Genomic DNA, 25,310 nt, shown 5'->3' with positions numbered 1-25,310 from the left:
ACCGCTACGGCTGGACGCGCGCGACCGTCCACCCGCCGCCGTCGGCCCACTCATAGCGGAGGCGACGGTGCAGGCGGTCCGGGCTGCCGTGCCAGAACTCGATCAGGTCGGGGACGACACGGTAGGCGTACCAGTGCTCCGGACGGCCGATCGGACCGTCAGCGGCGAGGACGTCGCGGACCGCGGCGCGGAGCTGGTCGAGGTCGTCGAGGGGCGCATCCTGCTCGCTCACCATCGTGGCGGCCTGCGCCTCGCGGGTGCGACGCGCGAAGAGGTCGTCGGACTCGGCGTCGCCGAGCCGCTCGACGCGACCGGTGACGCGGACCTGCTGAAGGAGCTCGCGCCAGTACAGCACCACGGCTGCGCGCGGGTCGGCGGCGAGCTGGCGCCCCTTCCTGCTGTCCGACGATGTGCCGAACTCGACACCCTCGGCCGTCACGCGTCTGAGAGCGACGGTACGCGCGTCGGGCGCGCCGTCCTCGTCGGTGGTCGCGAGGGTCGCCGCGAGCGCCTCACGCACCCCGCGCTCCTTCGCCCGGCGGACCCACTCGTCGAGCAGGCCGCCCGGCTCCGCGGGCGGGTCGTCGAACTCCGGCAGGAACAGGTCGGCGTCTCCGGTGAGGGTGTGAGCCATAGCGACACCATAGGCCCGACGCCGCCTGCTATCAGGCGACCCGCGCCATCCCGTAGGCTTGCTCCACATTCGAAGCGGAGACGTATGGTGAGCACGCTGGCATCCACAGTCGCCCGCATCGGTGTCGCACTCGCCGCCACTCTTTCCGTCGCCGGTGCGTTGGCGTCCGTCGGGTCGCCTGCAGGCGCCGCGGGGCCGGCCTGCGCACCCGACCCCGGGTTCGCATCCTGCGTCGTGTTCGCCTCGCATGGCGTCGACCAGCGTTTCGACGTCCCCGACGGCGTGAGCAGCATCCTCATCAAGCTGTGGGGGGCGGGCGGCGGCGGAGAAGCGCAGCCGAGCACCGTGAACCACGGTGGAGGAGGCGGCTACGCGGAGGGCGAGCTAGCCGTCTCTCCCGGCGACAGCCTGCTCGTGATCGTCGGTTCCGGCGGGTCGTCCGGACGCAGCAGCGCCGCACCGGTCGGTGCGTACGGCGGCGGCGGGGCCGGCGGCCCGGACCCCTACAGCTCCTATCGCGGTGGAAGCGGAGGCGGTCGGTCGGCGGTGCAACTGCAGGCGGGCGCGGACGCCATCACCGCGGGCGGAGGAGGCGGCAAGGGCGGCGCGACGGCCGTGATCCCACCGATCGGCAACGGAGGAGGAGGAGGGGGACTCGTCGGCGAGAGCGGAGGCGGCAACGGTCCGGGCGGCAGCGGCGGCTGCAAGCCCGTGCCGGGCGCCGGCGGCGGGGGCGGGACCCAAGACGCAGGAGGCGCAGGCGGGATCAGTGCCGCCGGTTGGGGCGGAAGCGCGGGCACCCGGTACCTGGGAGGTGCGGGCGGCCCGTCCTCCCGGTCGAACGCCGGGGCAGGCGGTGGCGGAGGCGGCGGCTACTTCGGGGCAGGGGGTGGCGCGGGCAATGGTTACGGTTGTGCGCAGGAAGGTGCCGGGGGCGGCGGTTCGGGTTACGTGGGTGGGGTCCAGGGCGGCTTCACGATCGCCGCGACGGGCGCTGCGCCCGCCCACACGGACGACCGGCACTATGTCTCTGGCGTCGGAACCGGCGGCGGCGGTCTGCAGGCGGGAGGAAACGGCTTGGTGGTGCTGCAGTTCTCTGCCGCACCCTCGGTGACCAAGGCCTTCACCCCTGCGCACATCGTCGCCGGCGACTCGGCCACACTCAGCATCGCGCTGACCAACCCGAACACGGGGCCTCTCATCGGGATGGAGCTGACGGACAGCCTTCCGCCCGGGGTGGTGGTCTCAGCGGGACCGTCGGCGAACACCTGCGGCGGAGTCCTGTCGGCCGCGCCCGGGCAATCCGAAGTGCGGCTGAGCGGCGGGACGATCCCCGCCGCGACCGCGACCCTCCCCGGGTCCTGCACGATCGAGGTGCAGGTGACCTCGGACACGGCCGGGACCTACGTCAACACCATCCCGGCGGGCGCGGTCAGCACGGCGGACGGAGTCGGCAATGCCGCACCGGCCTCCGCGACCCTCGGGGTGGACGCGGCGACCCCAGCGCTGACCCTGGTCAAGTCGTCGAGCGTGACAACGGAGGAGCAGTATGTGGCCGGAGACACCATCACTTTCTTCTTCGTCGTGACCAACTCGGGCAACGTCCCGCTCACGGACGTCTCCGTCGACGAGACGCAATTCACGGGCAGCGGGTCGGCGCCCGTGCCCTCCTGTCCTGGTCTCGTGGCCCCCCTCCCGGTGGGCCATCAGCTGACCTGCACCGCCGAATACACCATCACGCCGGCGGATGTCGCGGCGGGTGCGCTCCGCAACGACGCCGTCGCCTCGGCTACCACCACGACCGGTGCGCGTGTGGCCTCGGCCCCGAGCACGGTCGTGGTGCCGGCCGCGCCCTTCGCGTCGGCGACGCTGGAGAAGACTGTGACCCCGGCGACCGCCGGCGCCGGGGCGCAGGCGACCTACCGCTACACGATCACGAACACCGGCAATGAAGCACTGCACTCGATCGCGGTAGTCGAGGACTCTTTCAGCGGAACAGGAACCGCGCCGGACCCTACATGTCCGGAGGAGACGCTCTACGCCGGCCAGCAGCTGGTCTGCACCGCCGTCTACACCGTCACCCAGGATGATGTGGACGCTCAATCGCTGATCGCGAACACGGCGCATGCGACCGCGATGGACGCGACCGACACCGGACTGCGAACCGACCCGTCGACCGCGCAGCTCGGCGTACCGGCCGCCGCGCCCGCCATTCAGCTGAAGAAGACCGTGACCTCCGCCTGGCCGGTGCCTGCCGTCTTCGTCTCCGGGGACGCGCTCACCTATCATTTCGTCCTGACCAACACCGGGAACGTGACCCTCTCATCGCTCGTCCTGACCGAGGTCGCCTTCGACGGCCACGGTGCGGTGATCCTGGACTGCTCGGCACTCGGTGCGCAGTCGCTGAGCCCCGGGGAGTCCGCGACCTGCGCCGGGACCTACTCCGTGGACCAGGCGGACATCGACTCGGGCGCGACGACGATCGCCAACACCGCCGAGGCCACGGCCGTCGACCCGCAGGGAGCGCCCGTGCCGGTCAGCAGATCCACCAGCGTCGCGGTGCTCGCGCCCGTCTCCGCCCTCAGCCTCACCAAGACCGGCACGCCGGACGCCGCCGATCAGCACGGCCGGGTGGTGGTGGGCACCAGCATCGAGTGGTCATTCGTGGTCGGCAACACGGGGGCCACCACCATCGCCGGCGTCGCGGTAACCGACCCGCTCGGAGGGGCGGTGGAGTGCGACGTCACCGTGCTCGCCCCCGGCGCCACGACGGTGTGCCACGCGCGACGTCCACACATCGTGTCGGAGCGGGATGCCGCCGCCGGGTCGGTCGACAACATCGCGCGAGCGACCGGCGACACACTCTTCGGGCTGCACGTAGCGTCCGAGCCGGCGGGGGTGAGCATCCCTGTCGCTCCCGCGGTCCTCATCCCGCCGGTATCGCCCGGCGACCCGCAGGTGGAGGGCCCCGCGGACGGGCAGTCGGCAGACGCGCAGCAGGGCGGACCTGCCGTCTCGGCGCTCGCGACCACCGGGGGGCGGCCGCCCATCAGCGCCTGGCCGGGACTGGCGATGGCGCTCGTTGGTCTCGCCTTCGTCGGGCACAGTCTCCGCAAGCGCCGGGATGTCCGGCGTCCCGCACGCGGGCGCTGAGACGTGCTGTGAACCGGCGGGCGGCCGTGGAAGGTCTTGCCCGTCGCCGGACTGCGCGGGCTGCGATTCACACCGGCCGCACAAGCACCGTCGCTAGCGTCGGGACTATGGAAACGGATCCCGCCGCCGCCCCGCTCCTCTCCACTCGCGCCATCGAGGCGCTGCAGAACATCGACCCCGCGACACTCAGCGAGGTGCAGGCGTTCCGGGACGATTTCGCGCGGTTCATCATGCCGTACAAGTTCGGCATCGACGAGATCTCGACCAAGGTGAGCATCCTCCGCGAGGAGTTCGCCGAGCTCCACGACTACAACCCGATCGAGCACATCTCGAGCCGCCTCAAGTCGCCGGAGAGCATCGAGCAGAAGGTGATCCGCAAGAACTGCGAGCCGAGCTTCGAAGCGATCCGGGAGGCGATCACCGACATCGCCGGCATCCGGATCGTGTGCAGCTTCGTCTCGGACGTGTACCGGGTGTTCGACCTGCTGACCGCGCAGGACGACGTGCGGGTGCTGCGGGTGAAGGACTACATCGCACACCCGAAGTCGAACGGGTACAAGAGTCTGCACGTGATCGTCGAGGTGCCCGTCTTCCTCAGTGAGGGGCCGGTGCTGGTACCGGTCGAGATCCAACTGCGGACCGTCGCGATGGACTTCTGGGCAAGCCTCGAGCACAAGATCTACTACAAGTACGACGGCGAGGTGCCGGCAAGACTGCTGCGCGACCTCACCGCGGCGGCGGGCACCGCGAACCAGCTCGACCTCACTATGGAAGATCTGCACCGGCAGGTGCGCGGCGACGACCGGGGAACCGTCTACAGCCTCCCCGCGTCGCGCTGAGCGATCAGTAGCCGACCACCCCGGTGAAGTCCGGTGTTCCGTCGGGACGCGCGGGGAGCGGCTGGCCGTTGATGTAACGCGGCCACTCCAGGCGGAGTCCGGCGGACGCATCGAGGCGCGGGTAGGCGGAGGCGGGAGCGGCGGCGGGTGCGGGTGCTGCCGCTGGGGCGGGCGGCGCGGACGGCGTCCAGCCGGGAGTCGCAGCCGGCGCTGCGGGCGGCGCGAACGTCGAGCCCTCGGCCGGAGCCTGCATCGGCGGCGGCGCGTACGGCATCGCGCCCGGACCGGCATAGGGCGCGGGCGCGGGACGCACCGCCTTCGGCCCGAACAGCGAGTACGTGAGCGGGATGAGCACCGTGCCGAGAGCATCCAGAATCGCCACCACGGCCACCAGACGCCAGTACGTCTCGCCGAAGTCGACGTGCGTCCAGATCAGCGGCAGCGACAGTCCGGCGGTCAGCAACCCGACGAGCACGAGGGTCGCCACCGTCACCTTACTCATGATCGGCCCGGTGAACCGGCGCTGCGTGTTCAGCACCAGGTGGATGTGGAGCAGGCCGATCCGCGTCACCAGTACCAGCAGGAACCACGAGAACGGCTGCCACCACGGGTCGTAGCCGTCGGCCCCGTACACGCCGTCGGCCGGCTGCACGTCCGGTGCCCACACCTTCCACAGCCCGATCCCGAACAGGTACACCGACGTGACGACGCTGACCGCGCCGAACCACGGCGCCCGGCGCGCCGAGACATCGGCGTCGTACCAGGAGATCAGGGCGAAGAAGACGAACAGGGCGATGGTGCCGATCAGCCGCCAGCAGGTGTCGTCGAACCGGCCGAGGATGACGGCGTAGACGCCGACGAGGGCGGCGGCGATCAGCGCGCCGATCACCACGCGGGGCAGCAGGTGCCGTACCCAGGCGTACGGGTTCGGGGCGGACGAGGCGGTGCTCACGATGGAACCTCCACGGGTCGGGTGCTCGTCACGATACCGGTGGCCCAGCGGTGAGCTGAATCCGTGCGGCCACCCAAAGGCCGCCCGTGCGGTCGCGGAGCCGCGCCGTTCACCGGCCGTTCCCCGCCACGCCCTACGCTGTGGCTATGACAGGTGCCGAACCCCGCGGCGTCGACGGCGACGCCCTGGTGACGACCACGAGCCCGCTCTTCGCCGACAGCGCCACCGATCGCCGCATCCCGCGTGGCTGGGTGGTGGCATGGGCCGCCTGGGACTGGGGCGGCGCCGCCTTCAACGCGGTCATCACGACCTTCGTGTTCACCGTCTACCTGACCAGCAGCCTCTTCGTCTCGCCGTCGATCGTTGCCGCTCGGGATGCCGAGACGAGCGGTTCAGGACCGGCGCACGCTGCGTACGACGCCGCCGTCGCCGTGCTGTCGAGCGGACTGGCGTGGGGCGTCGGGATCGCCGGGGCGGTGGTCGCCCTGCTCGCGCCCGTGCTCGGCCAGCGCACGGACGGATCGGGGCGCCGCAAGCTGTGGCTGGGCGTCAACACCGGCGTGGTGGTGCTGGTCACCGCATCCATGTTCTTCGTCGTCGGCGAACCGTCGTACTTCCTGCTCGGCGTGGCGCTTGTGGCGATCGGGACCGTGTTCTACGAGATCGCGACCGTCAACTACAACGCGATGCTGGTGCAGGTGTCGACGCCGAAGACGGTTGGGCGCGTGAGCGGATTCGGCTGGGGGGCCGGGTATCTGGGCGGCATCGTCCTGCTCCTCATCGTGTACTTCGGGATGGTGACGGGCTCGGGCGGCCTGCTGCATGTTCCGACCGAGGACGGCCTCAACATCCGCATCATCGCGCTGATCGCGGCGGCCTGGACGCTGATCTTCTCGCTCCCCGTGCTGTTCGTCGTGCCCGAGATCCCGCCGAACGCGCGCACTCCGCGCGTCGGCTTCTTCCGGTCGTACGCGGTGCTCGTGCGCGATATCGGCAAGCTGTGGAAGGAGAGCCGCAACACGGTCCTCTTCCTGATTGCGTCCGCCCTGTTCCGGGACGGGCTGGTCGGCGTGTTCACCTTCGGCGGCATCCTGGCGCAGGGCACCTTCGGGTTCACCAGCGGCCAGGTCATCATCTTCGCCATCGCGGCCAACGTCGTCGCCGGCGTCAGCACCCTGCTCTCAGGGCGGCTCGACGACCGATTCGGCCCGAAGTCGGTCATCGTGACGTCGCTGATCGGATTGATCGTCGCCGGCCTGGCGGTGTTCTTCACGCACGACCTCGGCGCCGCCGCGTTCTGGGTCGGCGGCCTCGTGCTCTGCCTGTTCGTCGGGCCGGCGCAGTCGGCCAGCCGCACGTTCCTCGCACGGGTCACGCCGGCCGGCCGCGAGGGTGAGGTGTTCGGCCTGTACGCGACGACGGGTCGCGCGGTGTCGTTCCTGGCGCCCACGCTGTTCGCGGTGTTCGTGGCGGTCGGCGGGGCGCAGTACTGGGGCATCCTCGCGATCGTGCTCGTGCTGGCGGCGGGGCTCGCGCTGCTCCTTCCCGTGCGGGCGCCGCGCCGGTCGGCCGCCTGAGTCGGGCGCCTCGTCTACGTCGCCCGCTTCCGTAGGTATGAAACGTTCGAAAATCCGACCCACCGCGGTGCGGATGGAGATGCGGGGCGGTTCGGGCGGAATCTCCGGCCGGGCGCATCCACCCGCCGGGCGCATCCACCCGCCGGGCGGGCCCACCGCCCGCCAGCGACGGACACTGCGGCGCTTCCGTAGGTATGAAACGTTCGAAAATCCGACCCACCGCGGTGCGGATGGAGATACGGAGCGAGACCGGCGGGATTTCCGACTGTGGCAGTGGGCGGGGGCGGCTCAGCCCGTGACGGGAGAGCCCTCGTCGACGAAGACCGCGAGCGGCTCCCCCACCTCGACGATGTACGTCGAGAGCATCTCGCCCGTGCCCGGCCCCACATCCAGCGCGTTGTGCGGCGTTCCGGGTGGGATGAGGAAACCGTCGCCCGCGTTCAGGTGCAGCGTCGGCCTGCCGTCGATGCGCATCTCGACCGACCCGGCGAGGATGTAGCCGACCTCCTCACCCGGATGGATGTGCCAGCCCGACTCCACGCCCACCGGGATCTCGGTGAGCACCTGCACGATCTCGCGCCCGGGGATCGAGGAGGGCTGATGCTGCACTTCCGTCCGACGGAGCTTGCCGGCGAGGGCATCCGACATCACGAGACCGCTTTGAGGGCGCGGAGGATGTGGTCGGTCACGGCGCGCGGCTGCGAGATCATGATCACGTGCGAGCCCTCCAGCTCGATCGCGTCGGCGCCCGCCCGCTCGGCCATGGAGCGGATCACGTCGGCGCCGGCCGCCTTGTCGCCCGAGGCGACGACGGCCCACGACGGGAGGGTCTTCCACGCGGGCGACCCCGTCTTCTCGGCGAAAGCGGCCGCGGCGACGGGCCGCTGCGACGCCCCGAGCACGGCCGACTGGTCCGGCGGCAGGTCGCTGGCGAACGCCTCGTGGAACCGCGCCGGGTCGACGTAGAGCTCTGGAGCGGGCTCGCCGTCGGTCGGATACGTCGCCGGCTTGAGCGCCGCGTTCAGCACGCTGTCCGTCGAGCCGGCCTCGACATCCCCGAGCGCCTCCCCCTCGTCCGGCGCGAACGCGGCGACGTAGACGAGGCCGCGCACGTTGGCGAGACCGGTCGTGGCGTTCGTGATCACGGCACCGCCGTAGGAGTGGCCGACGGCCAGCACCGGACCCTCGATCTGCTCGATCACGCTGCGGACGTAGGCGGCGTCGGCGGCCAGGCCGCGCAGCGGGTTCGCGGGCGCCTGCACCTTCACGCCCTCGGCGAGCAGCAGTTCGACCACCCCCGCCCAGCTGCCGGCGTCGGCGAAGGCGCCGTGCACGAGCACGACGGTGGGGGAGGAAGCGGCGCTATCGGTCATCGGACGTCTCGTCTCTGGGTTCCCCGACCGCTCGACGACCATCGTCAGCGCAGCGAGGAGAGGCGGTCCATGCGACCGGGTGCGCCGTCGCCCGCGAGCCGGGAGGGCCCCAGGATAGGGAGCGGCCGGTGCGGCGGCAAGAGGGCCCGGTCAGCTCTCAGACTCGGTCTCGCCGGGGCGCGGCCACGCCCGGACGAAGCGGTCGAACAGCTCGGCGAAGGTGCGCGCCTCTTCTGGCGTGAACGCCGACAGCGCGGCCTCCACCGCGGACCGGCGGTGTGATCGCAACTCGGTCAGCTGCGCCTTGCCCGAGGTGGTCAGCTGGATGAGCGCGCGCCGGGCGTCGGACGGGTCCGGCACCCGACGGACGAGGCCCCGCTCCACTCCCTCCTGCACCAGGCGGCTCGCGCGCGGCTGGTCGACACCGATCGCCCCGGCCACCCCGCTCACCGAAAGGTTGCGACCCTCGGCCTCTGCCGCCTCCAGCGCCTCGAGCATCCGCACGCGGGCGATACGGCCGAGGGAGCCGTCGCGGCTCCGGCGGCCGGGTCCGGGACGCGCGGAGTCGCCGAAGGGGGCGCCGCCCGGCACGCCGGAACCACTCGGCGCCGCGCCCGCCGCGCCCGCCCCCGGTGCAAAGGGCCCGGTCCCGAACGGGCCGGCGCCGAACGGCCCGCCGCCCCAATGGCCGCCGCGACCGCCGTGGTGGCCGTGACCGTGGGGCATGCCTTCGGCCCACGGCGGGCGCCTCCGCGACTGGTCGCGGCGCACAGCGAGCAGCGCGTTCTCGACCAGGGCGACGATGTCCGCCTCTGGCGGAATCGACTGATCCTCTTGACGTCCATCGCTCATGCATGTAACTATACATTTACTTGTAACAGTACATACATCGAAAGGAGAGTCCACGATGGCGAACATCGACGACTCCACACCATCTGCACAGACACCACCAGCACAGACGCCGCCCGGATACTGGTTCGGCGTGATCGAAGGCCGACTGCACGACCGCATGCGCGACGCGCTGGCCGATTTGGGACTCCGCCGCGGAAGTTGGCGCATCCTGCACACCCTCGCCGACGGTCCGGCGACGCCGGACGAGCTCGCTGCCCGGATGCCGCACGGCAGCCGAGGCGGCCGACCGGAGAAGCCCGGTGACCGCGGGTACGGGCGAGGCTTCGGCCGTGGCCACGGGTTCCACCCGGGATGGCGCGGCCAGGAGCCGCGCGACGAGCGCCCCGCCGCCCCCTCCCCCGAGCACGGCAACCAGCACCAGCACCAGCACCACGGCGACGAACATCACCACCACGGCGACGAACATCACCACCACGGCGGCCACGACCACCCGAACGCCTTCGAGCGCGGCTACGAGCGCGGCTTCGATCGCGGCTTCGCCTTCGGCACCGCCCGCGCGGGGCTGCCGTTCGCGGCCCCCTACCCGCCGCACGCCGGCGGCCCCTTCCCCGGCGGATACCCGTTCCCGGGTCCCGCTCGCGACTTCGGCGGAACGTGGGGCCACCGGCACCACGCGTTCGACCGCGATCGCCGCGGCGGACGCCGGGGCGCCCACCGCATCCACCGCACCCTCGCCGAGTTCGTCGAGCGCGGCTGGGTCTGGTTCGACGGCGACCGCGCCACGCTGACCGATGAGGGACGCGCCGCTCACGACGAGGCCTTCACTCGCGTCCAGTCCGTGCGCGCCGAGCTCGCGAACGGCATCTCCGAGCAGGACTACGCCACCACGATCAGCACGCTCGAGACCATGGCGCGCAACCTGGGCTGGCAGCCGGGACGCCCGGTGGGGTCGCAGGATGGCGCGCCTAGTATGGACGCATGACGCCACCCCGCGAAGAGGTCGTGCTGCTCGCCGAGGACGGCACGCCCATCGGCACGGCGGATAAGGCGACGGTGCACACGGAGGCAACTCCCCTGCACCTCGCCTTCTCGTGCCACCTCTTCGATGGGGAGGGTCGCATCCTGGTCACCCGCCGCGCTCTGACGAAGAAGACGTGGCCCGGGGTCTGGACCAACTCGTTCTGCGGGCACCCCGGCCCCGGCGAGGCGATCGAGGATGCGGTCGTCCGGCGCGCGGAGCACGAGCTCGGCGCCCGCATCGACAACCTGACCATCGCGCTGCCGGACTTCCGCTACCGCGCGGTGGATGCGGCCGGCATCGTCGAGTACGAGGTGTGCCCGGTCTACACGGCCACCATCGTCGGCGAGCTCTCCCCGGCCGCGAACGAGGTGGCCGAGTGGGCCTGGGCGGATCCGCGTTCGCTGCTCTCGGCCGTCGACGAGACGCCGTGGGCGTTCAGCCCCTGGCTGACCCTGCAGCTCCCGGCGCTGTACGCCGACCAGAGTCTCGAAGCTTCGGGTCAGCTGTGAGTCCTGCTCATATTTTCCACCTGTGAAATTGACTGTGGATAACTAGCTGGTCGTATGCCCGGACGGGCATCCCTGCCGGCACGAATCAGTTCGCCCACACCCGGTCGACGGACAGTGTCGGCACGAACACCCCGCCGCCCGCGCGGTCGTCCGGCCACTCCGGGAAGTCGAACACCGCGAGCATGAGCTGGAGCGGATACTGTGGGGGCGCATCGAGCCTCCGCACCACTCGGCCGTCCACCCGGAATGTCGCCTCGTTTCCGTCCCAGTGCGCCTCGTACGCATGCGGCTCGGTCACGTCGATCGGCAGTCGGATGCGCTCGAAATCCTCGGCGAGGCGCGGGTCGCGGAACGCGTGGAAACCCATCCCGACCAGCGCTTCGTCCTCCTCGACGTCGCGGCCGAACACCTCCATCACGCAGAGCTCGCCGCTGCGCTCCGATTCGTCCTCGAAGCCGACGAGCCAGAGCGATGCCATCGACCGCTGACCGAGATAGAGAGAGGCGCGCATGCCGACCGTTCCGCGGTCGACCAGGCAGCCTCGGAACTCCTCCTGCGCCTCCCGCACCCGCAGCCCCGCACGGAACGGCTGCTGCCCGACAGTCGAACCGACCGGTCCGGAGAAGTTGCCCGTCTGCATCCCCGAGACCCGCAGCGGGGGCTGGTGGTCGTCCGGGCACCACAGTCCCTGCTCCGGCGGGATGCTCAGCTCCAGGTGGGAGTCGTGGATCAGGTAGTTCGCGCGCGTCTCGGCGAGCGAGCTCCATGCGGGCAGGTAGTGCGGCAGCCAGACCGAGCGGTCGAGCTGCGGCGCGTCGAAGTCGTCGAACACCGCTCGGACCTCATCCCGTGCGGGTGGCGTCGATGTGCTGCTCGAGCCACCAGGTGCGGCCCTCGTCGTCGGAGACCCACCCGTCCCATTCGAACGAATCGTCGGTGATGTTGGAGAAGTTCCAGCGGATAGGACGCCCGTCGGTCTGGGTGCCGTCCTGCCGGATGCCGTCGCGACGGTACGGCGTCGCGACGAGGGTGCAGAAGTCACCGGCCGCCGCCCCGAACCAGCTGACCCGCCAGGCGCCGAGAGCTGTGTCGTACACACGGACCGTCGACCCGCGCCCGCGGGTCCCTTCCGGGTCGTTCTCGTCGCGGATGACGAGGACGTCCTGCACCGCCCGGCCGCCGAGCGTGTACGCGAAGATCCACTCGTCGGTGGACTCGCTCCACACGCCGGTCCGCTCGTCGAGCAGCCGGACGTCGGCGGTCCAGCTTCCGACCAGACGGCCGAACAGGTGCATCCGCTGCGGGTTCTCCGGCATCGGACCCGAACTGATCAGGGCCCGTGCGAAGGCCGCGTCGGTGGTCTCGCTCATGGTGCCCCTCTCGGTCGGCGTGCGGGTCAGGCGGGACGACCCGCCTCGGTGGTGGAGACGTCGGTGCGGTGGAAGTTGAGGTACGACCGGGACGCCGTCGGCCCGCGCTGCCCCTGATACCGGGACGAGTACTCCGCCGATCCGTACGGCCGCTCGGCGGCGGACGACAGGCGGAAGAAGCACATCTGGCCGATCTTCATTCCCGGCCACAGCTTGATCGGGAGCGTCGCGACGTTGCTGAGCTCCAGTGTCACGTGACCTGAGAAACCGGGGTCGATGAACCCGGCGGTGGAGTGGGTCAGCAGTCCCAGCCGGCCGAGCGAGCTCTTGCCCTCCAGCCGCGCTGCGACGTCGTCGGGGAGGCTCACCAGTTCGAACGTCGACCCGAGCACGAACTCGCCGGGGTGCAGGATGAACGGCTGGTCCGCATCCACCTCGACGAACCGCGTCAGCTCCGGCTGGTCTTCTGCCGGGTCGATGAAGGGGTACTTGTGGTTGTCGAACAGCCGGAAGAACCGGTCGAGCCGCACGTCGATGCTGGAGGGCTGGACCATCTCCGCCTCGAACGGCTCCAGAGAGATCCGCCCGGCACCCAGCTCGGCCTTGATGTCGCGATCGGAGAGAAGCACGTGGCCAGCCTATCGGGTGGGCGTGGTCGCGCACCCGTCGTTCTCGGCCGTCTCTTCTGGTGCGCTCAGTCTCGGCGGAATCCCTGGGTAGCGTCGTCGTAGGTGGTGTGCGGGCGCTTGATCGGCCCCTGCACGGGCGGCGGGACGTCGGCCCGCGCGAGGGCGTGGAGCACCAGCTCCTCCACCATCTTCGCTGCGGTCGTGTGCCGATGCTGCGCGATGCGGACCAGGGCGGCGTACTCCGGTTCGCCGAGATGGATCTTCAACGGCATCCCACCCGGAACGCAGCCGGGACCGAGTGTGGTGGGCGCCGTGATGTCGGCTTCACTCATGGCGGAAGTGTGAACCTCCCGGGCCTCCCGCGGCTAGACATCAATTTGCCGCCGATTCACCCGGGTCCGGCGAAGTGGTGCATAGCCAGAAGCACTCCGGGGGGCGCACCATTCCGCCAACAGGATCACTGGGAGGTGCGAGATGTCGGACGTCAGAACAACCGGCTGGGTCGGTTGGGCCTATTTCGCGGCGGTCATGCTCTTCATCGGGGCGGCGATCGACCTGTTCTACGGGATCATGGCGATCATTGGCCCCAATACGGCCTACTTCGTCGGCTCCGGCGGCGGCGTTGCGTCGTTCAATGTGGCGGCGTGGGGGTGGTGGACACTGATCGTCGGCGTGCTGCTGCTGCTCGCCGGTGTCTTCCTTCTCCAGGGAGCCACCTGGGCACGCGTCGTCGTCGTGATCATCGCCGCAGTCAGTGCCGTCTCGCATGTGATGTCGCTGCCTGCGCAGCCGTGGTGGTCGATCATCGCAATCGCCCTCGACGTGCTCGTGATCTACGCGGTCACGGTGCACGGGCGCGAATTGCGCCGTTAGCCGCCCGGAGGTGTCGCGTGAGCGCTGAGACGTACCGAGCCCTCTTCCTGCACCCGGATGAGGATGAGGACGACTTCAGCGCTCAGCTCCCCGTGGTCAGTTCCGCTCCGCCCGCGCTGATCCGGGCCGCGACGACCTACGCGGGGGCCCAGGCCGTCGCGGTCTACCGGCTGGCGGAGGCGAGCGCGTGGCCGGAGGCGGCGGCCTTCCTCTACGAGAAGACCGTGCCGGGCACCGTGCCGGACGGCGAGAAGCTCGAGCAGGTCGAGACCCCGGACGACTGAGTGTCGAATCAACGGAAAGGTGAACGAAAATGACCGATCAACCGTATGTGGCGATCGCCGCCCAGTACGCGAGCGAGGACGAGGCGGTGGCCGACTTCGACCGTCTCCACGCCCACTACAAGGAGCGTGGTCACCATGCCTCGTTCGACGCGGCGGTGGTGGTGCGCGACAAGGAGGGCAAGGTCTCCATCCCGAAGCGGGACGACGGCGGAAAGCACCACGGCGGCAGGAAGGGCCTCGCCATCGGGCTCGCCGGCGGCCTGGTCGTCGCGCTGTTCCCGGCCGTCGCGCTCGGGGGCGCGCTCCTCGTGGGCGGCGGTTCGGGGGCGGGCATCGGCGCGCTCGCCGGCCACATCTCCAAGAAGTCGTCCGCGCAAGACCTCAAGGCGATCAGCGAGACCCTGCACGCGGGGAGCTCCGGCATCGTGGTCGTCGTCGATCCCAGCGAGGCGGGCGAGATCGAACGACTGCTGACCAATGCAACCGGCATCACCAAGAGGGAGATCGCCGTCGACGAGGAGAAGCTGGAGAACGAGGTGCAGGACGCGGCGGACTGACGACCATCGACGGACCCGCCCTGCGATGATCCTCGTATGGGAGAACCGACTTTCGAGGAGCTGATCGCTCTAAGCGAGAGCGTCGACGTCACCGGATGGGACTTCTCGTGGCTCGACGGGCGCGCGACCGAGGAGCGGCCTCCCTGGGGTTATGCGCGCCGCCTCGCGGAACGGTTGGCCGACGCGCGGGCATCCCTCGACATCCAGACCGGGGGCGGAGAAGTGCTGGCGCAGGCGGGCACGTTTCCGCCGACGGCCGTCGCCACGGAGTCGTGGCCGCCTAACGTCGTCAAGGCGACGCGCTTGCTGCATCCCCTCGGAGTCGTCGTCGTGCACGACCCCGATGAGCCGCCGCTTCCTTTCGCCGACGACGCGTTCGATCTGGTCACCAGCCGCCACCCCGCGACGATCTGGTGGGAGGAGATCGCCCGGGTGCTCGCGCCGGGCGGTACCTACTTCGCTCAGCACGTCGGACCGGCCAGCGCCTTCGAGCTCATCGAGTTCTTCCTCGGCCCCCTACCCGACGCGCGTCGCGGGCGTCACCCGGACGACGAGACAGCGGCCGCGCGGCGTGCCGGCCTCGAGATCGTCGACCTGCAGACGGCGCGCATGCGCATCGAGATCTTCGACATCGCCGCGGTCGTCTACCTGCTGCGGAAGGTCATCTGGTGGGTGCCCGGCTTCAGCGTCGATGCGTACCGCGACCGGCTGCGCGAGCTCGACGAGGTGATCCGGCGCGACGGAGTGTTCGTCACGTACTCGAGCCGGCACCTCATCGAGGCGCGCAAGGTGTGAAGACACGCGGCCGGTGCTCGGCCGGGTTTGGCCAAAAACCGTCGACCGGGTAGTCTGGGCGGCAGCCTGACATCCCAGTGATTTACTGGGATTCGCGGGCCGCGCGAGTGTAGTTCAATGGTAGAACCTCAGCTTCTACCACTCTGGATATCAGAGAGTCCCCCTCGACCTGTTATGGCCCGTTGATCGGGGCTTTTCCTACTATTGACGTACTCCTGTGATGTCGACGAAACGCCGTGGATCACGCCCAAAGCGGTGAGTAAACGGTGAGCTACGACAGCCCGGCTCCTGAATCGCCGCGCACATTGAAGCGTTCGAGGATCGCCGTCGAGTCGGGCACCTGCACCACCCGTGGGAGGTAGGACTGCTCGGTCGTCGCGTACGTCGAGTGGCCCAGCTGGTGTTGCGCCCGCTCGAGACCGGCCGCGTCGCGGATCGCGGTCGCGACAGTGGATCTGAACTCTTTCGGCACCCGCCCTTCGAACCGCGTTCCCTTCAGAGCGATGTGCCACTGAAGACGGAAGTTGTCCGGGATGCGCGGCGTGAGCGTCGAGGACGGGAAGACGAGCTCTGAGAACGACTCGACCCGTCGACGGAGGAGCATCTTCCCGACGAAGGTGGGCAGGAAGAGGCGGCGTCCACCTCCGGTCTTTGTCTTGTTCTGAACGGTCCAGCGGCCTTCACGGTTCTTCGCCATGGTCCGGTGTATGTCCACCGTGAACGGCTGAATGGTGAAGTCGACGTCCTCCCACATCAGCGCGAACACCTCACCCGGTCGGCACCCCGTGCCAAGGAAGAAGTCCACCGGATCCGCAAGGTCGGTACCGCGGCGACGGCCGGACGCGTCGAGGCCGGCGTCCCAACGAGCGAGGATCTCCCTCAGCTCTGCGACGTCCTCGAGCGTGAACGTGGCTACCTCGTGGTCCGGTTCTATAACGGGCGCGACCGACTTCATCGGGTTGGCCTCGATGGCATCATGCCGGGCGGCCATGGCGAACATCCCTGTGAGCAGGACGACGGCGATGCTCGCGTTCGAGTAGCCGTTCAGCCGGGCGGTTTGCTTGATGAACCGATCCAACATCGAGACGGAGGCCTCACGGATCATCCAACCGCCGAGATTCGGCACGACGTACTTGTCCAGGACCGCCTCGTAACGACGCAGTGTTCCGTTCGAGCGGGAGGTGTGGCTGAACTCGTCCCACCAGACGATCGCCAGGTCGGCGAGCCGGGTCTCCGGGTTGAGCTCGCCGTCGCCGAGCGGCTTGATGCGATCCCGCATCGCTTCTCGGAGAAGTGCTTCGGCCTTCTGTTTGGTGCGCCCGATGCGTTCGATCTGTCGTGTGCGACCATCGACGTCGCGATAGCGGGCACGCGCGGCCCAGCGGCCTTGCGTAAGCATGCGCGTGGTGACGGTGCCCCACGTCTCGGAGACCAAAGGAGGACGGGACATGATCAGCGACCCCCGTTCTCGATACGCGAGCCAGTCGGCCCGGCTCCGCCGTTGCGGAGCTCGGGTGTCAGCGCGGGAAACGGCGATCCGTCGAGGTCAGCGGAATCCCGCTCGGGACTACGCGTGGCCCCCATGTTACGCGCGCGCTGCTGGGGTCGGCGAGGGTCGTTGAGGCGAACGAATGGAACGCACGCCGCCTCTGCCGTCAGCGCTGCCAATCGTCCGATCGGCGTGAGCGGGTCGGCTGCGATCGCCCATCCATCCATCGCATAGCGGCTGACGGTCTCGACGCACTCCTTCTTCTCTTCCAGGCTCGGGCTGAACGAGCCGACCACACCGATCAGCCCACTCTGCAGTTCCGGACGCATGTTTCTGGTGTCCATGACGATTACCCGCATGATGATCACTCCCCTGTCTCTCGTTCTTGTTTGCCTTCGGGCGGAGAGATCGAGAGCGAGTGGGAGGTGACGCAGTGCCAGGACCGTGGAATACCGGAGGGAGCGAAGCGAGTGAGGATATGCCGCGAAAGCCCGGCACGGAGCACCGGAACGAGCTACGATCGGCCGGCGGAAAGACAAACAAGACGGCTGACGCAGCGCCGCCCGCGGGCGGCTCCACCCACAACAGCACCCGACGACATTGGTCTGCTGTCACATCGATGCCCGCGGTCACAGCGGCTGGTGAAGTTGATGGGGCTGCCACCGCAGCACGGTTGTGGTGGCTGTTGGTGACCTGTCCGGGTCCGTCATCGTGATCGCTGACGCACGTTGTCGTTCCCGCCGGTCTGCCACGCGCCCTTCGGGCTTATCTCGCGGCAGATCGGCGGGCTCCCGGGGCCTCAGTGGCGCAGCATCAGCTGCGCTGACGGGTCTACGTGCTCAGCCGCGGAGGTCCTTCTCTGACGGCGAAGGGCATTACCGAAGCGACGGAGGACGAACTCGCACCGGCGCGAGCCAGGCTGCGACCGTGACCGCTGTGATCGATCCCGCGCACATGATGGCCGCAAGTACCACGACCTGGAACCGGCCGGCCTCCAGCGGTGAGACGCCGCCGAAGATGGCTCCGACGAACGCACCGGGGAGCGTGACGAGACCTGTGGTCTTGGTCTGATCGACCGAGGGGATGAGCGCCGAGTACACCGCGGTGCGCGCCAACTGCTGCGTGGACTGACGGGGTGTGGCTCCGAGCGCGAGCCATCCTTCGACCTCGTCCCAGCGGTCGCCGGCCGCCTCGGTGAAGCGGCGGCCGCTGAGGGTGGCGATGCTCATCGCGTTACCGATGATGATGCCGCCGATCGCGAGCGCGTAGCGGGCGGAGAACGTGAGCGCTCCTGATGCGAACACGATGGTGAGGGTGACCACCACGCCCACAGCCATCGCGGTAACCATCATGAAGGCGTGGTCGCCCGACCAGCCCACCCGGTGCGTCGCGGTGGCTGCGGCCACACCGAACATCACCAGGAGCGCGAGCGCGACCCAAAGCGGGTTGGTGATCACGCCAGCGAGCACGAGGCTGATGATGGCGAGCTGGGCGGCGCCGCGCACGATGGCGAACAGCGGAGCCCACCGGTGAGGGACACGGTAACCAGCGAGCACGGCCGTCGCGATGAGCGCCAGGACGGATACTCCGAACAGGGTAGGGAGCAACTCGCGCAGGATCAGCACTGGCCGAGCCTACGTCGGGCGGGCCACGGGTCTCGATGCATCCGTCGCTATGAGATCTTGGACGTGTCGGCGTGCCCGCTCTCTGTGCGGAGGCGGGCGTCGCGGCGCGTCCTGGCGCGGCGACGCAGCGCGCTGATCAGGACGGGAAGCACGGAGACTGCCACGACGACGATCATCAGCACGTCGATGTTGTTCGCGATGAACGGTATCCCGCCGAGCAGGATCCCGAGAAGGACCATGACCGCCACCCAGGCGACGCCGCCGAGCGCATTCCAGATCAGGAACCTTCGGTACGGCATGGCGGCGATCCCGGCCGAGAGCGGCACATAGGTGCGAACGAAGGGGACGAAGCGGCCGAGAAGCAGCGAGGGTCCGCCGTACTTCGCAAAGAACGCCTCTGCGGCTTCGAGCCGCTCGGTCTTCAGGACACGGGCATCCGGCTTGAACAACCGCCTCCCGAATCGCTTTCCGAGCCAGTAGCCGGCCTGGTCGCCCGCGAAGGCAGCGACCGCGGCCACGACAGCAACCTGCCAGACCTGGATGCCGAGCTGGGGCGCCAGAATAGCTGCAGTGATCAGAAGCGAGTCACCCGGCAGAAAGGGGAAGAGCAACCCGGACTCGATGAAGACGACGACAGCGATGCCGACGAGGACCCATGGACCGAAAGCGTGGAGCCAGGTCGACGCATCGAGGAGCGGGATGGAAGCGTGCGAGATCATTTCGATCCCTTCTGTCGGGGGGGGCTGGATCGTCGGGGCCGGCCTCAGTACGAAGGCCGCGTCACGACGAGATCGGGACCTGTCGCCGACGATCGACGAGCAGACGTGCGGCAACCAGGTTCCACAGCCCGGCGAACAGGATGGCCCCGGCGACGCCGTTCAGAAAGGATCCGGCCACGTCCGCGCCATAGTGCACTCCGACATACAGCCGGGACCACGCGACCAGCAACACGAAGATGGCACCGACGACGATCACCACGCCGCGCGACCCGGCGCTGCGGCAGACCATCGCCAGCGCAGCGGTGAGCGAGACGGCGAAGACGACATGCCCGCTCGGGAAGCTGAGCGTCGACGGGGCGACGGCCAGTTGATGCGCGAGAGCGGCTGTCGGTCGCGGCTCGGCGACGATCGCCTTGACGACCAGCGTCGTGATCCATCCGAAGCCGGCGACCAGGCAGACCGCAAGAGCGTTTCGCCAACCTTTCACGAAGAGGACGACGACGAAGGCGACCGCGAGGATGCATCCGGCGACGAGCACGTGATCCAGCTGGTCCAGGAGCAGGGCTGTGCGATCCAGGAGGGGGGAGTTCACCGCATTCACCGACGCGGCGAGACCGTCGAGCCGGAGCGCCGGGACCAGTTTCGCAGCGAATCCGAGGAGGAAGGTCGCCGCGAAGAGGCCGACGGTCCACACGACCCAATGACGGGGCGTGCGCAGCAGGGGGGGATTCATGTGGGCTCCTCTCGAGGACATGCCGAGCTAGTCAATCCGCTCGCCACTAAGCAATCTCTAAGCCGCCGTCGGGTCGGGGTCTTAGAGGCGTCTTCGGGCCGCGGCGGTAGGTTGAAACCATGGATGACGATCGCCTCCGCCTCCTCCTGGTCGAGGACGATCCGCAGCTGGGCCCGCTCATCGAGGACATGCTCGCCGAGACTTACGACGTGGTCCGGGTGAGCGACGGACCGTCCGGCCTGGAGCACGGCCTCACCGGTGTCTTCGACGCGATCATCCTCGACCGTCGCCTTCCCGGAATGGGCGGCGCGAACATCGTCCGGATGCTCCGCCAGCGGCGCATCGTGACCCCCATCCTGATGTTGACAGCCCTCGGCGCTCTGAACGATCGGGTCGAGGGGCTCGACGCTGGAGCCAACGACTACCTCGTCAAACCGTTCGAGTTCGACGAACTGCTAGCACGATTGCGCGCCCTGACGCGGACGTTCACCGGTGAAGGCCGTGAGCTGACCATCGGCGAATGGCGGCTGTTCCCGGACAGCCGCTGCATCTACTCCCCTTACGATGACCGCATTCAGCTGACCGAACGCGAAAGCTCGCTGCTGAAGCTCTTCGCCGAGAACCCGTTGCGCATCTTCAGCCGATCCCAGATCCTGGACGCGGTGTTCCAGGCAGACGAACAGCCTGGGACTGTGGACACCTACGTGCACTACCTGCGCCGAAAGACCGACCCCGAAATGATCACCACGGTGCGTGGCGAGGGCTACCGGCTGGGCCAGCCGTGAGCGACGCCCGTCAGAGCGATTCACGTGAGGTCCGACGGGCGTCAAGGATCGTCGGGCTGCAGCTCACCCTCGCCTCCGGAGCCCTGGCGGTGGCGGTCATCGGCATCGCCTTCTTCGTCATCCTGGACGAGCTCCGACCCTCGGAGGTCAACGAGCCGCCCAAGCCCGGCGAGCACAAGATCTACATCGACACGACCGAAGCGATGGCGGCTCTGATCGTCGTCGGCGTCCTGGCCGTGATTGTCGCCGGCATGATGAGCCTGATCGTGACACGCAGGGCAGTGCGGCCACTCGGGCGCGCCCTCCAGCTCCAGCGCGACTTCGTGGCGGATGTCAGCCACGAGCTCCGCACACCACTCGCCGTCCTCGACCTGCGGTTGCAAACACTCCAGCGGAGCCTGCCTCCAGACGACCCGTCTGCACCTACGGTCGCCAAGCTCCGCGCTGACGCACACAACCTCATCGAGGTCGTCAACGACCTGCTGCTCGCTGCTGGCACCAGCCCAGCCACGGACACGCCGCCGTCATCGTTCACGGAAGCTGTCGAACGCGCCGTCGAGGCGCTACAGGTCCTTGCGGCCGAGGCAGGGGTGGAACTCGTGCTCCAACGGCAGGCGCTCCTGGCTACCCGCGTCCCGGCATCAAGTATCCAGCGCTGCGCGACGGCCCTGATCGACAACGCCCTCGCCCACTCACCGGCCGGTACGAAGGTGACCGTGACGGTGGCTCGCGACGGTCACGACGCGCTCCTCCGTGTCGCCGATCAGGGTACCGGCATCGCCGGCATCGACCCGTCCCGGATCTTCGACCGATTCGCCCGCGCCCAGCCGAACAACCCGCGACACGAGCGCTCCAGCTACGGCATAGGACTTGCCCTCGTGCGCGAGATCGCGACCGGGCACGGTGGCGACGTCCGGGTAGCCTCCACGGGAGTGAGCGGCACGGTGGTCGAGCTGCGCATCCCGGTCGCCTGAATCTCAAGGCCGCCCAACCGCCGCAGATCGATAGCAGGAGCGGCTGGTGGCCCTGGGACGGCGGGCGATCTCAATGGGTACAACTCGACTCGACATCCGGGTAAGGAGGAAGGTATGACACCTGCGCTCGGCGACTTCCCCACGTGGCTCAACCTCATCGCCTGGGCCTCACTGTCCCTCGGGATCGCCTGTGCGCTCGGCGTGACCGTGGACGTGATGCGGCGTCCTCAGAAGATGGCCGTCATGAACGTCGTCTGGCCGGTGTCCATGCTCTTCGGAGGGGTGCTCTGGTTGGGGGGCTACCTCCGCTGGGGCCGAACGCCCGCCGCGAACTCCGACGACGCGCAGACCCCCATGGCCGTGGCCGTCGGCACCGGCGCCAACCACTGTGGCGCCGGTTGCGCCCTTGGAGACCTCATCGCCGAATGGGTGGCCTTCCTGTTCCCGGCCGTCGCCGTCGCCTCGGCTGGGGCTGGCTCTTCCAGGACAAGATGTTCGCCGTCTGGATCCTCGACTTCATCCTCGCCTTCGGACTCGGCATCGTCTTCCAGTACTTCGCCATCGCTCCCATGCGCGGGCTCGGGCTCCGCAAGGGTCTGACCGAAGCGCTCAAAGCCGACGCCGCCTCCATTACCTCCTGGCAGGTCGGGATGTACGGCGCGATGGCGCTCGTCCAGCTCCTCTTGTTTCCCGCCCTGTTCGGCGGCCGTGCGCCGGTGGACTCCCCCGAATTCTGGTTCGCCATGCAGTGGGCCATGCTGCTCGGATTCGCCACCGCCTACCCCGTCAACTGGCTGCTCATCCGGGCCGGAATCAAGGAGCGCATGTGACGACGAAAACCGCCGGCTCACCACACGCAACCGCGATCACACCGCATCCAATCGGCGGCCCGACTCGGCGGACGCTGCCACCCAGGTGCGGTAGCCGCCGTCGAGGTTGACGACCTCGAAGCCGTGCTGGGCGAGGATGCGGGCAGCGGTGTGCCCGCGCTGCCCCACCTGGCAGTGCACCACGACCGGTCCGGCCGGCAACTCGCTGAGCCGGTCGCGCAGCTCGTCGACAGGAATGCTCAGCGCTCCCGGAATCGCGCCCGCCGCGTACTCTCCCCCGGTGCGGACGTCTACCAGGGTCGCACCGGCCGCGACCGCAGCGTCAAGCTCGTGCCACTGGATCGCCCGGGTGGCGCCGGTGCGGAGGTTGTCGGCCACGTAGCCCAGCTGGTTCACCGGGTCCTTGGCCGAGCCGAACTGCGGCGCGTACGCGAGCTCGAGGCGGGCGAGCCCGGATGCCGTGATGCCGCCCGCCATCGCCACCGCGATCACGTCGATCCGCTTGTCCACGCCCTCGCCGCCGACGATCTGGGCGCCGAGGATCCGGTCGGTCACCGGGTCGACCAGCAGCTTCATCGACATCGGCTGCGCCCCCGGGTAGTACGTCGCGTGCGAGGTCGGGTGGGTGTGGATGACGCGGTGCTTGTGCCCGGCGGACGCCAGCTGCCGCTCGCTCCAGCCGACCTTCGCGGCCACCGTGTCGAAGACCTTCACGATCGCGGTGCCCAGTGCGGGGGTGTTCCGCTCGTCGTGGCCGGCGATCACGTCGGCGACCGAGCGGCCGTGCCGGTTGGCCAGGCCGGCCATCGTGACCAGGGCCGCGTCGCCGGACAGTGCGTCGACCTTCTCGACGCCGTCGCCGACCGCGAAGATGTGCTGGTCGCTGGTGCGGTTCTGCGCGTCGACCGCGATCCCGCCGGTCGGGCCGAGCCGCAGGCCGGCGGTGCGCGCGAGGTCCACGCTCGGCGTCACGCCGGACGCGTCGACGATGAAGTCGGGACGCAGCGCGCTGCCGTCGTCGAGCACGACGACGCCGCCCTCCACCGCGTCGATCGTGACGGCGGTGCGCACGTCGACGCCGTGGCTGCGCAACTGCGCCTCCAACGGCGCCACCATCTCGGCGTCCAGCGGGCTGAGGAGGTGCGGACCGCGCTGGACGAGCGTGACGTGGATGCCGCGGCGGACCAGGTTCTCCACGGCCTCCAGCCCGATGAAGCCGCCGCCCACCACCAGCGCAGAGGGGTTGTCGGCCGCCGACGCCACCAGCGCGCCGATCGCGTCGACGTCCTCCACCGTGCGCAGCGTGTGCGTGGGGATGCCGGGGTGCCCCGCCGCCTCCCGCGCGGACGCGCCGACCGCGAGGATCAGCTCGTCGTAGCCCTCGGTCGACGTCTCGCCGCTCGCGGCGTCGAGCACCGTGACCGTGCGCCGCGCGGCGTCGACGGCCAGCACCTCGTGCCCGGTGCGGACGTCCAGCCGGAACCGGGACGCCAGTGATTGCGGCGTCTGCAGCAGCAGCGACGACCGGTCGCGGATGACCCCGCCGACGTAGTACGGGAGGCCGCAGTTCGCGTAGGAGACGTAGGGGCCGCGCTCGAAGACGACGATCTCGCGCGTCTCATCCAGCCGGCGCAGCCGGGTGGCGGCCGACATGCCTCCGGCGACGCCGCCGACGATGATCGTTCTCATTCTGCGAGCTCCTCCCGAGAGTCGTTTGTTATACCCTCCCGGGTATCGTACTATACGGGGGAGGGTATATTTGCACCGACCCGAAGCCGCTCATCGAGAGGATGAATCCATGTGTTATCCCGTCACCTGCAAGGTCTGTGGCAAGACGACTTGGAGCGGTTGCGGGCAGCATGTCTCCGACGTGCGCCGCGCTGTGCCCGCAAACCAGTGGTGCAACGGCACCCACACCGACGCCGAGAGGGCGGCCGTCTCCGGCCGCGGGTTCTTGGGACGCCTCTTCGGCCGAGGCTGAGCGCGAAGGAGCGTCCTAGAGCATTCGGTCATCGACTTCGGCCCCCGCCGCCCAAGCCTGAGCGGTCGCTATACCCTGGTGGGTACGCAGAGAGTAGGACACCGTGGCAGAGAACACCACCCCAGCCGACATCAAGCCCGTCCTGAATCGGCTTCGCCGCGCACAGGGCCAGTTGAACGCCGTGATTGCTGCTGTCGAGGGCGGCGGCAAGTGCCGCGACGTGGTCATCCAGCTGGCCGCGGTCTCCAGCGCACTCGACAAGGCCGGCTTTCAGATTATCTCCACCGCCATGCAGAAATGCCTGAACGACCCGGAGGACACCACCGATCCGATGACCGTCGAAGAGCTCGAAAAGCTCTTCATGACGCTCGCCTGAGACCGTGACGGAATCCAGCACCGGCGTCGTCGTCCACCTCGACGAAGGCGACCCGGCGAAACACGCGTCGGTGCTGAGAAATCTCGGCAACCTGCTCGATACTCTGGGCCCGCAGACTCGGGTCGAGCTCGTCGTCCACGGAGCCGGGATCGACCTCCTCCTCGAGGGCAGCCCGCACAGCGAGGACGTCCGCGGGTTGCAGGATCGCGGCCTGACGGTCGACGCATGCGGCAACACCCTCAGCGGTGCAAACATCGCCCGGGAGCGGCTCCTGCCCGGCGCGGTGGTCGTGCCGAGTGGAGTCGCCCACCTGGTCATACGCCAGCGCGAGGGCTGGGCGTACGTGCGCCCGTAAAAACGCGCACGAACCGCATCCCCGG

Annotated in this window: 29 protein-coding genes; 14 read left to right on the top strand and 15 right to left on the bottom strand. The window is 69.2% G+C overall.

The features are described from left to right. Positions 1-4 precede the first annotated feature (4 nt). Positions 5-634 carry a pyridoxal 5'-phosphate synthase gene (locus tag ACF1AJ_RS15770; protein ID WP_391508199.1) on the bottom strand — a complete coding sequence of 210 codons (630 nt, stop codon included), beginning with the start codon at positions 632-634 and terminating at the stop codon, positions 5-7. 84 nt (positions 635-718) lie between these two features. On the opposite strand from ACF1AJ_RS15770, the gene ACF1AJ_RS15765 reads away from it, so the two are divergent. Beyond that, on the top strand, positions 719-3,787 hold the full coding sequence (locus ACF1AJ_RS15765) for a hypothetical protein (RefSeq protein ID WP_391508198.1): 3,069 nt from the start codon (positions 719-721) through the stop codon (positions 3,785-3,787). Positions 3,788-3,894: 107 nt separating this feature from the next. Next, entirely contained in the window at positions 3,895-4,626 is a 732-nt protein-coding gene (locus tag ACF1AJ_RS15760; RefSeq protein ID WP_391508197.1) for a GTP pyrophosphokinase family protein, read from the top strand. 4 nt (positions 4,627-4,630) lie between these two features. On the opposite strand, the gene ACF1AJ_RS15755 is transcribed toward ACF1AJ_RS15760, so the two are convergent. Continuing rightward, positions 4,631-5,578 carry a hypothetical protein gene (locus ACF1AJ_RS15755; protein ID WP_391508196.1) on the bottom strand — a complete coding sequence of 316 codons (948 nt, stop codon included), beginning with the start codon at positions 5,576-5,578 and terminating at the stop codon, positions 4,631-4,633. Positions 5,579-5,724: 146 nt separating this feature from the next. Between ACF1AJ_RS15755 and ACF1AJ_RS15750 the strand changes: the two genes are divergently transcribed. Further along, a complete protein-coding gene (locus tag ACF1AJ_RS15750; RefSeq protein ID WP_391508195.1) occupies positions 5,725-7,155 on the top strand; it encodes an MFS transporter in 1,431 nt (476 codons plus the stop codon). A gap of 288 nt (positions 7,156-7,443) precedes the next feature. Here ACF1AJ_RS15750 and ACF1AJ_RS15745 read toward each other — a convergent pair whose 3' ends face one another. From ACF1AJ_RS15745 to ACF1AJ_RS15735, 3 genes are all read right to left on the bottom strand, one after another. Further along, entirely contained in the window at positions 7,444-7,803 is a 360-nt protein-coding gene (locus ACF1AJ_RS15745; RefSeq protein ID WP_391508194.1) for a cupin domain-containing protein, read from the bottom strand. Beyond that, positions 7,803-8,528, bottom strand: coding sequence for an alpha/beta fold hydrolase (locus ACF1AJ_RS15740; protein WP_391508193.1), 726 nt, complete (start codon positions 8,526-8,528; stop codon positions 7,803-7,805). Before ACF1AJ_RS15740 ends, ACF1AJ_RS15745 begins: the two co-directional genes overlap by 1 nt. Before the next feature lie 150 nt (positions 8,529-8,678). Next, positions 8,679-9,380: a MarR family winged helix-turn-helix transcriptional regulator gene (locus tag ACF1AJ_RS15735; RefSeq protein ID WP_391508192.1), complete on the bottom strand. Its 702-nt coding sequence runs from the start codon at positions 9,378-9,380 to the stop codon at positions 8,679-8,681. A gap of 55 nt (positions 9,381-9,435) precedes the next feature. On the opposite strand from ACF1AJ_RS15735, the gene ACF1AJ_RS15730 reads away from it, so the two are divergent. Continuing rightward, positions 9,436-10,362 (top strand): hypothetical protein, encoded by a 927-nt coding sequence (locus ACF1AJ_RS15730; RefSeq protein WP_391508191.1) that lies wholly within the window; start codon positions 9,436-9,438, stop codon positions 10,360-10,362. Beyond that, positions 10,359-10,910 carry an isopentenyl-diphosphate Delta-isomerase gene (gene idi, locus ACF1AJ_RS15725; RefSeq protein ID WP_391508190.1) on the top strand — a complete coding sequence of 184 codons (552 nt, stop codon included), beginning with the start codon at positions 10,359-10,361 and terminating at the stop codon, positions 10,908-10,910. The genes ACF1AJ_RS15730 and idi overlap by 4 nt, the downstream gene beginning before the upstream one ends. 85 nt (positions 10,911-10,995) lie before the next feature. On the opposite strand, the gene ACF1AJ_RS15720 is transcribed toward idi, so the two are convergent. The 4 genes from ACF1AJ_RS15720 to ACF1AJ_RS15705 all read right to left on the bottom strand — a co-directional run bounded on the left by ACF1AJ_RS15720 (position 10,996) and on the right by ACF1AJ_RS15705 (position 13,241). After that, on the bottom strand, positions 10,996-11,742 hold the full coding sequence (locus ACF1AJ_RS15720) for a glycoside hydrolase family 16 protein (RefSeq protein ID WP_391508189.1): 747 nt from the start codon (positions 11,740-11,742) through the stop codon (positions 10,996-10,998). 10 nt (positions 11,743-11,752) lie between these two features. Next, positions 11,753-12,280 (bottom strand): hypothetical protein, encoded by a 528-nt coding sequence (locus tag ACF1AJ_RS15715; protein WP_391508188.1) that lies wholly within the window; start codon positions 12,278-12,280, stop codon positions 11,753-11,755. Between the two features lie 26 nt (positions 12,281-12,306). Continuing rightward, positions 12,307-12,909: a dCTP deaminase gene (gene dcd / locus ACF1AJ_RS15710; RefSeq protein WP_018192463.1), complete on the bottom strand. Its 603-nt coding sequence runs from the start codon at positions 12,907-12,909 to the stop codon at positions 12,307-12,309. 65 nt (positions 12,910-12,974) lie between these two features. Further along, positions 12,975-13,241 (bottom strand): hypothetical protein, encoded by a 267-nt coding sequence (locus tag ACF1AJ_RS15705; RefSeq protein ID WP_029042926.1) that lies wholly within the window; start codon positions 13,239-13,241, stop codon positions 12,975-12,977. 142 nt (positions 13,242-13,383) lie between these two features. On the opposite strand from ACF1AJ_RS15705, the gene ACF1AJ_RS15700 reads away from it, so the two are divergent. Genes ACF1AJ_RS15700 through ACF1AJ_RS15685 form a run of 4 tightly spaced genes read left to right on the top strand, consistent with a single transcriptional unit; the run spans position 13,384 to position 15,418 of the window. Further along, positions 13,384-13,782, top strand: coding sequence for a hypothetical protein (locus ACF1AJ_RS15700; protein ID WP_391508187.1), 399 nt, complete (start codon positions 13,384-13,386; stop codon positions 13,780-13,782). 17 nt (positions 13,783-13,799) lie between these two features. Beyond that, entirely contained in the window at positions 13,800-14,066 is a 267-nt protein-coding gene (locus ACF1AJ_RS15695; RefSeq protein WP_391508186.1) for a hypothetical protein, read from the top strand. Positions 14,067-14,095: 29 nt separating this feature from the next. Next, positions 14,096-14,623, top strand: coding sequence for a DUF1269 domain-containing protein (locus ACF1AJ_RS15690; RefSeq protein ID WP_018192467.1), 528 nt, complete (start codon positions 14,096-14,098; stop codon positions 14,621-14,623). A gap of 36 nt (positions 14,624-14,659) precedes the next feature. After that, on the top strand, positions 14,660-15,418 hold the full coding sequence (locus ACF1AJ_RS15685) for a class I SAM-dependent methyltransferase (protein WP_391508185.1): 759 nt from the start codon (positions 14,660-14,662) through the stop codon (positions 15,416-15,418). A 271-nt stretch (positions 15,419-15,689) separates the two neighbouring features. On the opposite strand, the gene ACF1AJ_RS15680 is transcribed toward ACF1AJ_RS15685, so the two are convergent. The 5 genes from ACF1AJ_RS15680 to ACF1AJ_RS15660 all read right to left on the bottom strand — a co-directional run bounded on the left by ACF1AJ_RS15680 (position 15,690) and on the right by ACF1AJ_RS15660 (position 19,984). Continuing rightward, positions 15,690-16,697 carry a tyrosine-type recombinase/integrase gene (locus tag ACF1AJ_RS15680; RefSeq protein ID WP_391508184.1) on the bottom strand — a complete coding sequence of 336 codons (1,008 nt, stop codon included), beginning with the start codon at positions 16,695-16,697 and terminating at the stop codon, positions 15,690-15,692. Between the two features lie 173 nt (positions 16,698-16,870). Next, complete coding sequence (locus ACF1AJ_RS15675; RefSeq protein ID WP_391508183.1) at positions 16,871-17,275, bottom strand: hypothetical protein; 405 nt, start codon at positions 17,273-17,275, stop codon at positions 16,871-16,873. Between the two features lie 507 nt (positions 17,276-17,782). After that, a complete protein-coding gene (locus ACF1AJ_RS15670) occupies positions 17,783-18,532 on the bottom strand; it encodes an ABC transporter permease (protein ID WP_301209950.1) in 750 nt (249 codons plus the stop codon). Positions 18,533-18,579: 47 nt separating this feature from the next. Then, positions 18,580-19,251: a DedA family protein gene (locus ACF1AJ_RS15665; RefSeq protein ID WP_391508182.1), complete on the bottom strand. Its 672-nt coding sequence runs from the start codon at positions 19,249-19,251 to the stop codon at positions 18,580-18,582. Positions 19,252-19,312: 61 nt separating this feature from the next. Continuing rightward, positions 19,313-19,984, bottom strand: coding sequence for a phosphatase PAP2 family protein (locus ACF1AJ_RS15660; RefSeq protein WP_391508181.1), 672 nt, complete (start codon positions 19,982-19,984; stop codon positions 19,313-19,315). A gap of 119 nt (positions 19,985-20,103) precedes the next feature. Here ACF1AJ_RS15660 and ACF1AJ_RS15655 point away from each other — a divergent pair, with 119 nt between their 5' ends. From ACF1AJ_RS15655 to ACF1AJ_RS15645, 3 genes are all read left to right on the top strand, one after another. Then, positions 20,104-20,769 (top strand): response regulator transcription factor, encoded by a 666-nt coding sequence (locus tag ACF1AJ_RS15655; protein WP_391508180.1) that lies wholly within the window; start codon positions 20,104-20,106, stop codon positions 20,767-20,769. Beyond that, positions 20,766-21,743: a sensor histidine kinase gene (locus tag ACF1AJ_RS15650; protein WP_391508179.1), complete on the top strand. Its 978-nt coding sequence runs from the start codon at positions 20,766-20,768 to the stop codon at positions 21,741-21,743. The genes ACF1AJ_RS15655 and ACF1AJ_RS15650 overlap by 4 nt, the downstream gene beginning before the upstream one ends. A 425-nt stretch (positions 21,744-22,168) precedes the next feature. Beyond that, the gene (locus ACF1AJ_RS15645) at positions 22,169-22,573 is read left to right on the top strand and encodes a DUF4396 domain-containing protein (RefSeq protein ID WP_391508178.1); all 405 of its coding nucleotides are present in this window, start codon (positions 22,169-22,171) and stop codon (positions 22,571-22,573) included. 36 nt (positions 22,574-22,609) lie between these two features. On the opposite strand, the gene ACF1AJ_RS15640 is transcribed toward ACF1AJ_RS15645, so the two are convergent. Then, on the bottom strand, positions 22,610-24,262 hold the full coding sequence (locus ACF1AJ_RS15640) for an FAD-dependent oxidoreductase (protein WP_391508177.1): 1,653 nt from the start codon (positions 24,260-24,262) through the stop codon (positions 22,610-22,612). Between the two features lie 395 nt (positions 24,263-24,657). Here ACF1AJ_RS15640 and ACF1AJ_RS15635 point away from each other — a divergent pair, with 395 nt between their 5' ends. Together ACF1AJ_RS15635 and ACF1AJ_RS15630 are read left to right on the top strand one after the other, a co-directional pair. Further along, positions 24,658-24,930: a metal-sensitive transcriptional regulator gene (locus ACF1AJ_RS15635; protein ID WP_301209958.1), complete on the top strand. Its 273-nt coding sequence runs from the start codon at positions 24,658-24,660 to the stop codon at positions 24,928-24,930. Between the two features lie 4 nt (positions 24,931-24,934). Then, complete coding sequence (locus ACF1AJ_RS15630) at positions 24,935-25,285, top strand: DsrE family protein (RefSeq protein WP_391508176.1); 351 nt, start codon at positions 24,935-24,937, stop codon at positions 25,283-25,285. Positions 25,286-25,310 lie beyond the last annotated feature (25 nt).

The sequence above is a fragment of the Leifsonia sp. NPDC014704 genome (assembly GCF_043083605.1).
In the GTDB taxonomy this organism is placed as follows: Bacteria; Actinomycetota; Actinomycetes; order Actinomycetales; family Microbacteriaceae; genus Leifsonia.
Note: the sequence above shows the minus strand (reverse complement) of the source record. Positions and strands in the feature narration are given on the sequence as shown.

Excerpts from the sequence above, each read along its gene's own strand:
- ACF1AJ_RS15700 (WP_391508187.1), top strand. The coding sequence starts at position 13,384 with ATGTCGGACGTCAGAACAACCGGCTGGGTCGGTTGGGCCTATTTCGCG.
- idi (WP_391508190.1), top strand. The coding sequence starts at position 10,359 with ATGACGCCACCCCGCGAAGAGGTCGTGCTGCTCGCCGAGGACGGCACG.
- ACF1AJ_RS15740 (WP_391508193.1), bottom strand. The coding sequence starts at position 8,528 with ATGACCGATAGCGCCGCTTCCTCCCCCACCGTCGTGCTCGTGCACGGC.
- ACF1AJ_RS15645 (WP_391508178.1), top strand. The coding sequence starts at position 22,169 with ATGGGTGGCCTTCCTGTTCCCGGCCGTCGCCGTCGCCTCGGCTGGGGC.
- ACF1AJ_RS15665 (WP_391508182.1), bottom strand. The coding sequence starts at position 19,251 with ATGATCTCGCACGCTTCCATCCCGCTCCTCGATGCGTCGACCTGGCTC.
- ACF1AJ_RS15760 (WP_391508197.1), top strand. The coding sequence starts at position 3,895 with ATGGAAACGGATCCCGCCGCCGCCCCGCTCCTCTCCACTCGCGCCATC.
- ACF1AJ_RS15735 (WP_391508192.1), bottom strand. The coding sequence starts at position 9,380 with ATGAGCGATGGACGTCAAGAGGATCAGTCGATTCCGCCAGAGGCGGAC.
- ACF1AJ_RS15715 (WP_391508188.1), bottom strand. The coding sequence starts at position 12,280 with ATGAGCGAGACCACCGACGCGGCCTTCGCACGGGCCCTGATCAGTTCG.
- ACF1AJ_RS15685 (WP_391508185.1), top strand. The coding sequence starts at position 14,660 with ATGGGAGAACCGACTTTCGAGGAGCTGATCGCTCTAAGCGAGAGCGTC.
- ACF1AJ_RS15765 (WP_391508198.1), top strand. The coding sequence starts at position 719 with ATGGTGAGCACGCTGGCATCCACAGTCGCCCGCATCGGTGTCGCACTC.
- ACF1AJ_RS15730 (WP_391508191.1), top strand. The coding sequence starts at position 9,436 with ATGGCGAACATCGACGACTCCACACCATCTGCACAGACACCACCAGCA.
- ACF1AJ_RS15660 (WP_391508181.1), bottom strand. The coding sequence starts at position 19,984 with ATGAATCCCCCCCTGCTGCGCACGCCCCGTCATTGGGTCGTGTGGACC.
- ACF1AJ_RS15745 (WP_391508194.1), bottom strand. The coding sequence starts at position 7,803 with ATGTCGGATGCCCTCGCCGGCAAGCTCCGTCGGACGGAAGTGCAGCAT.
- ACF1AJ_RS15750 (WP_391508195.1), top strand. The coding sequence starts at position 5,725 with ATGACAGGTGCCGAACCCCGCGGCGTCGACGGCGACGCCCTGGTGACG.
- ACF1AJ_RS15655 (WP_391508180.1), top strand. The coding sequence starts at position 20,104 with ATGGATGACGATCGCCTCCGCCTCCTCCTGGTCGAGGACGATCCGCAG.
- ACF1AJ_RS15770 (WP_391508199.1), bottom strand. The coding sequence starts at position 634 with ATGGCTCACACCCTCACCGGAGACGCCGACCTGTTCCTGCCGGAGTTC.
- ACF1AJ_RS15690 (WP_018192467.1), top strand. The coding sequence starts at position 14,096 with ATGACCGATCAACCGTATGTGGCGATCGCCGCCCAGTACGCGAGCGAG.
- ACF1AJ_RS15680 (WP_391508184.1), bottom strand. The coding sequence starts at position 16,697 with ATGCGGGATCGCATCAAGCCGCTCGGCGACGGCGAGCTCAACCCGGAG.
- ACF1AJ_RS15640 (WP_391508177.1), bottom strand. The coding sequence starts at position 24,262 with ATGAGAACGATCATCGTCGGCGGCGTCGCCGGAGGCATGTCGGCCGCC.
- ACF1AJ_RS15705 (WP_029042926.1), bottom strand. The coding sequence starts at position 13,241 with ATGAGTGAAGCCGACATCACGGCGCCCACCACACTCGGTCCCGGCTGC.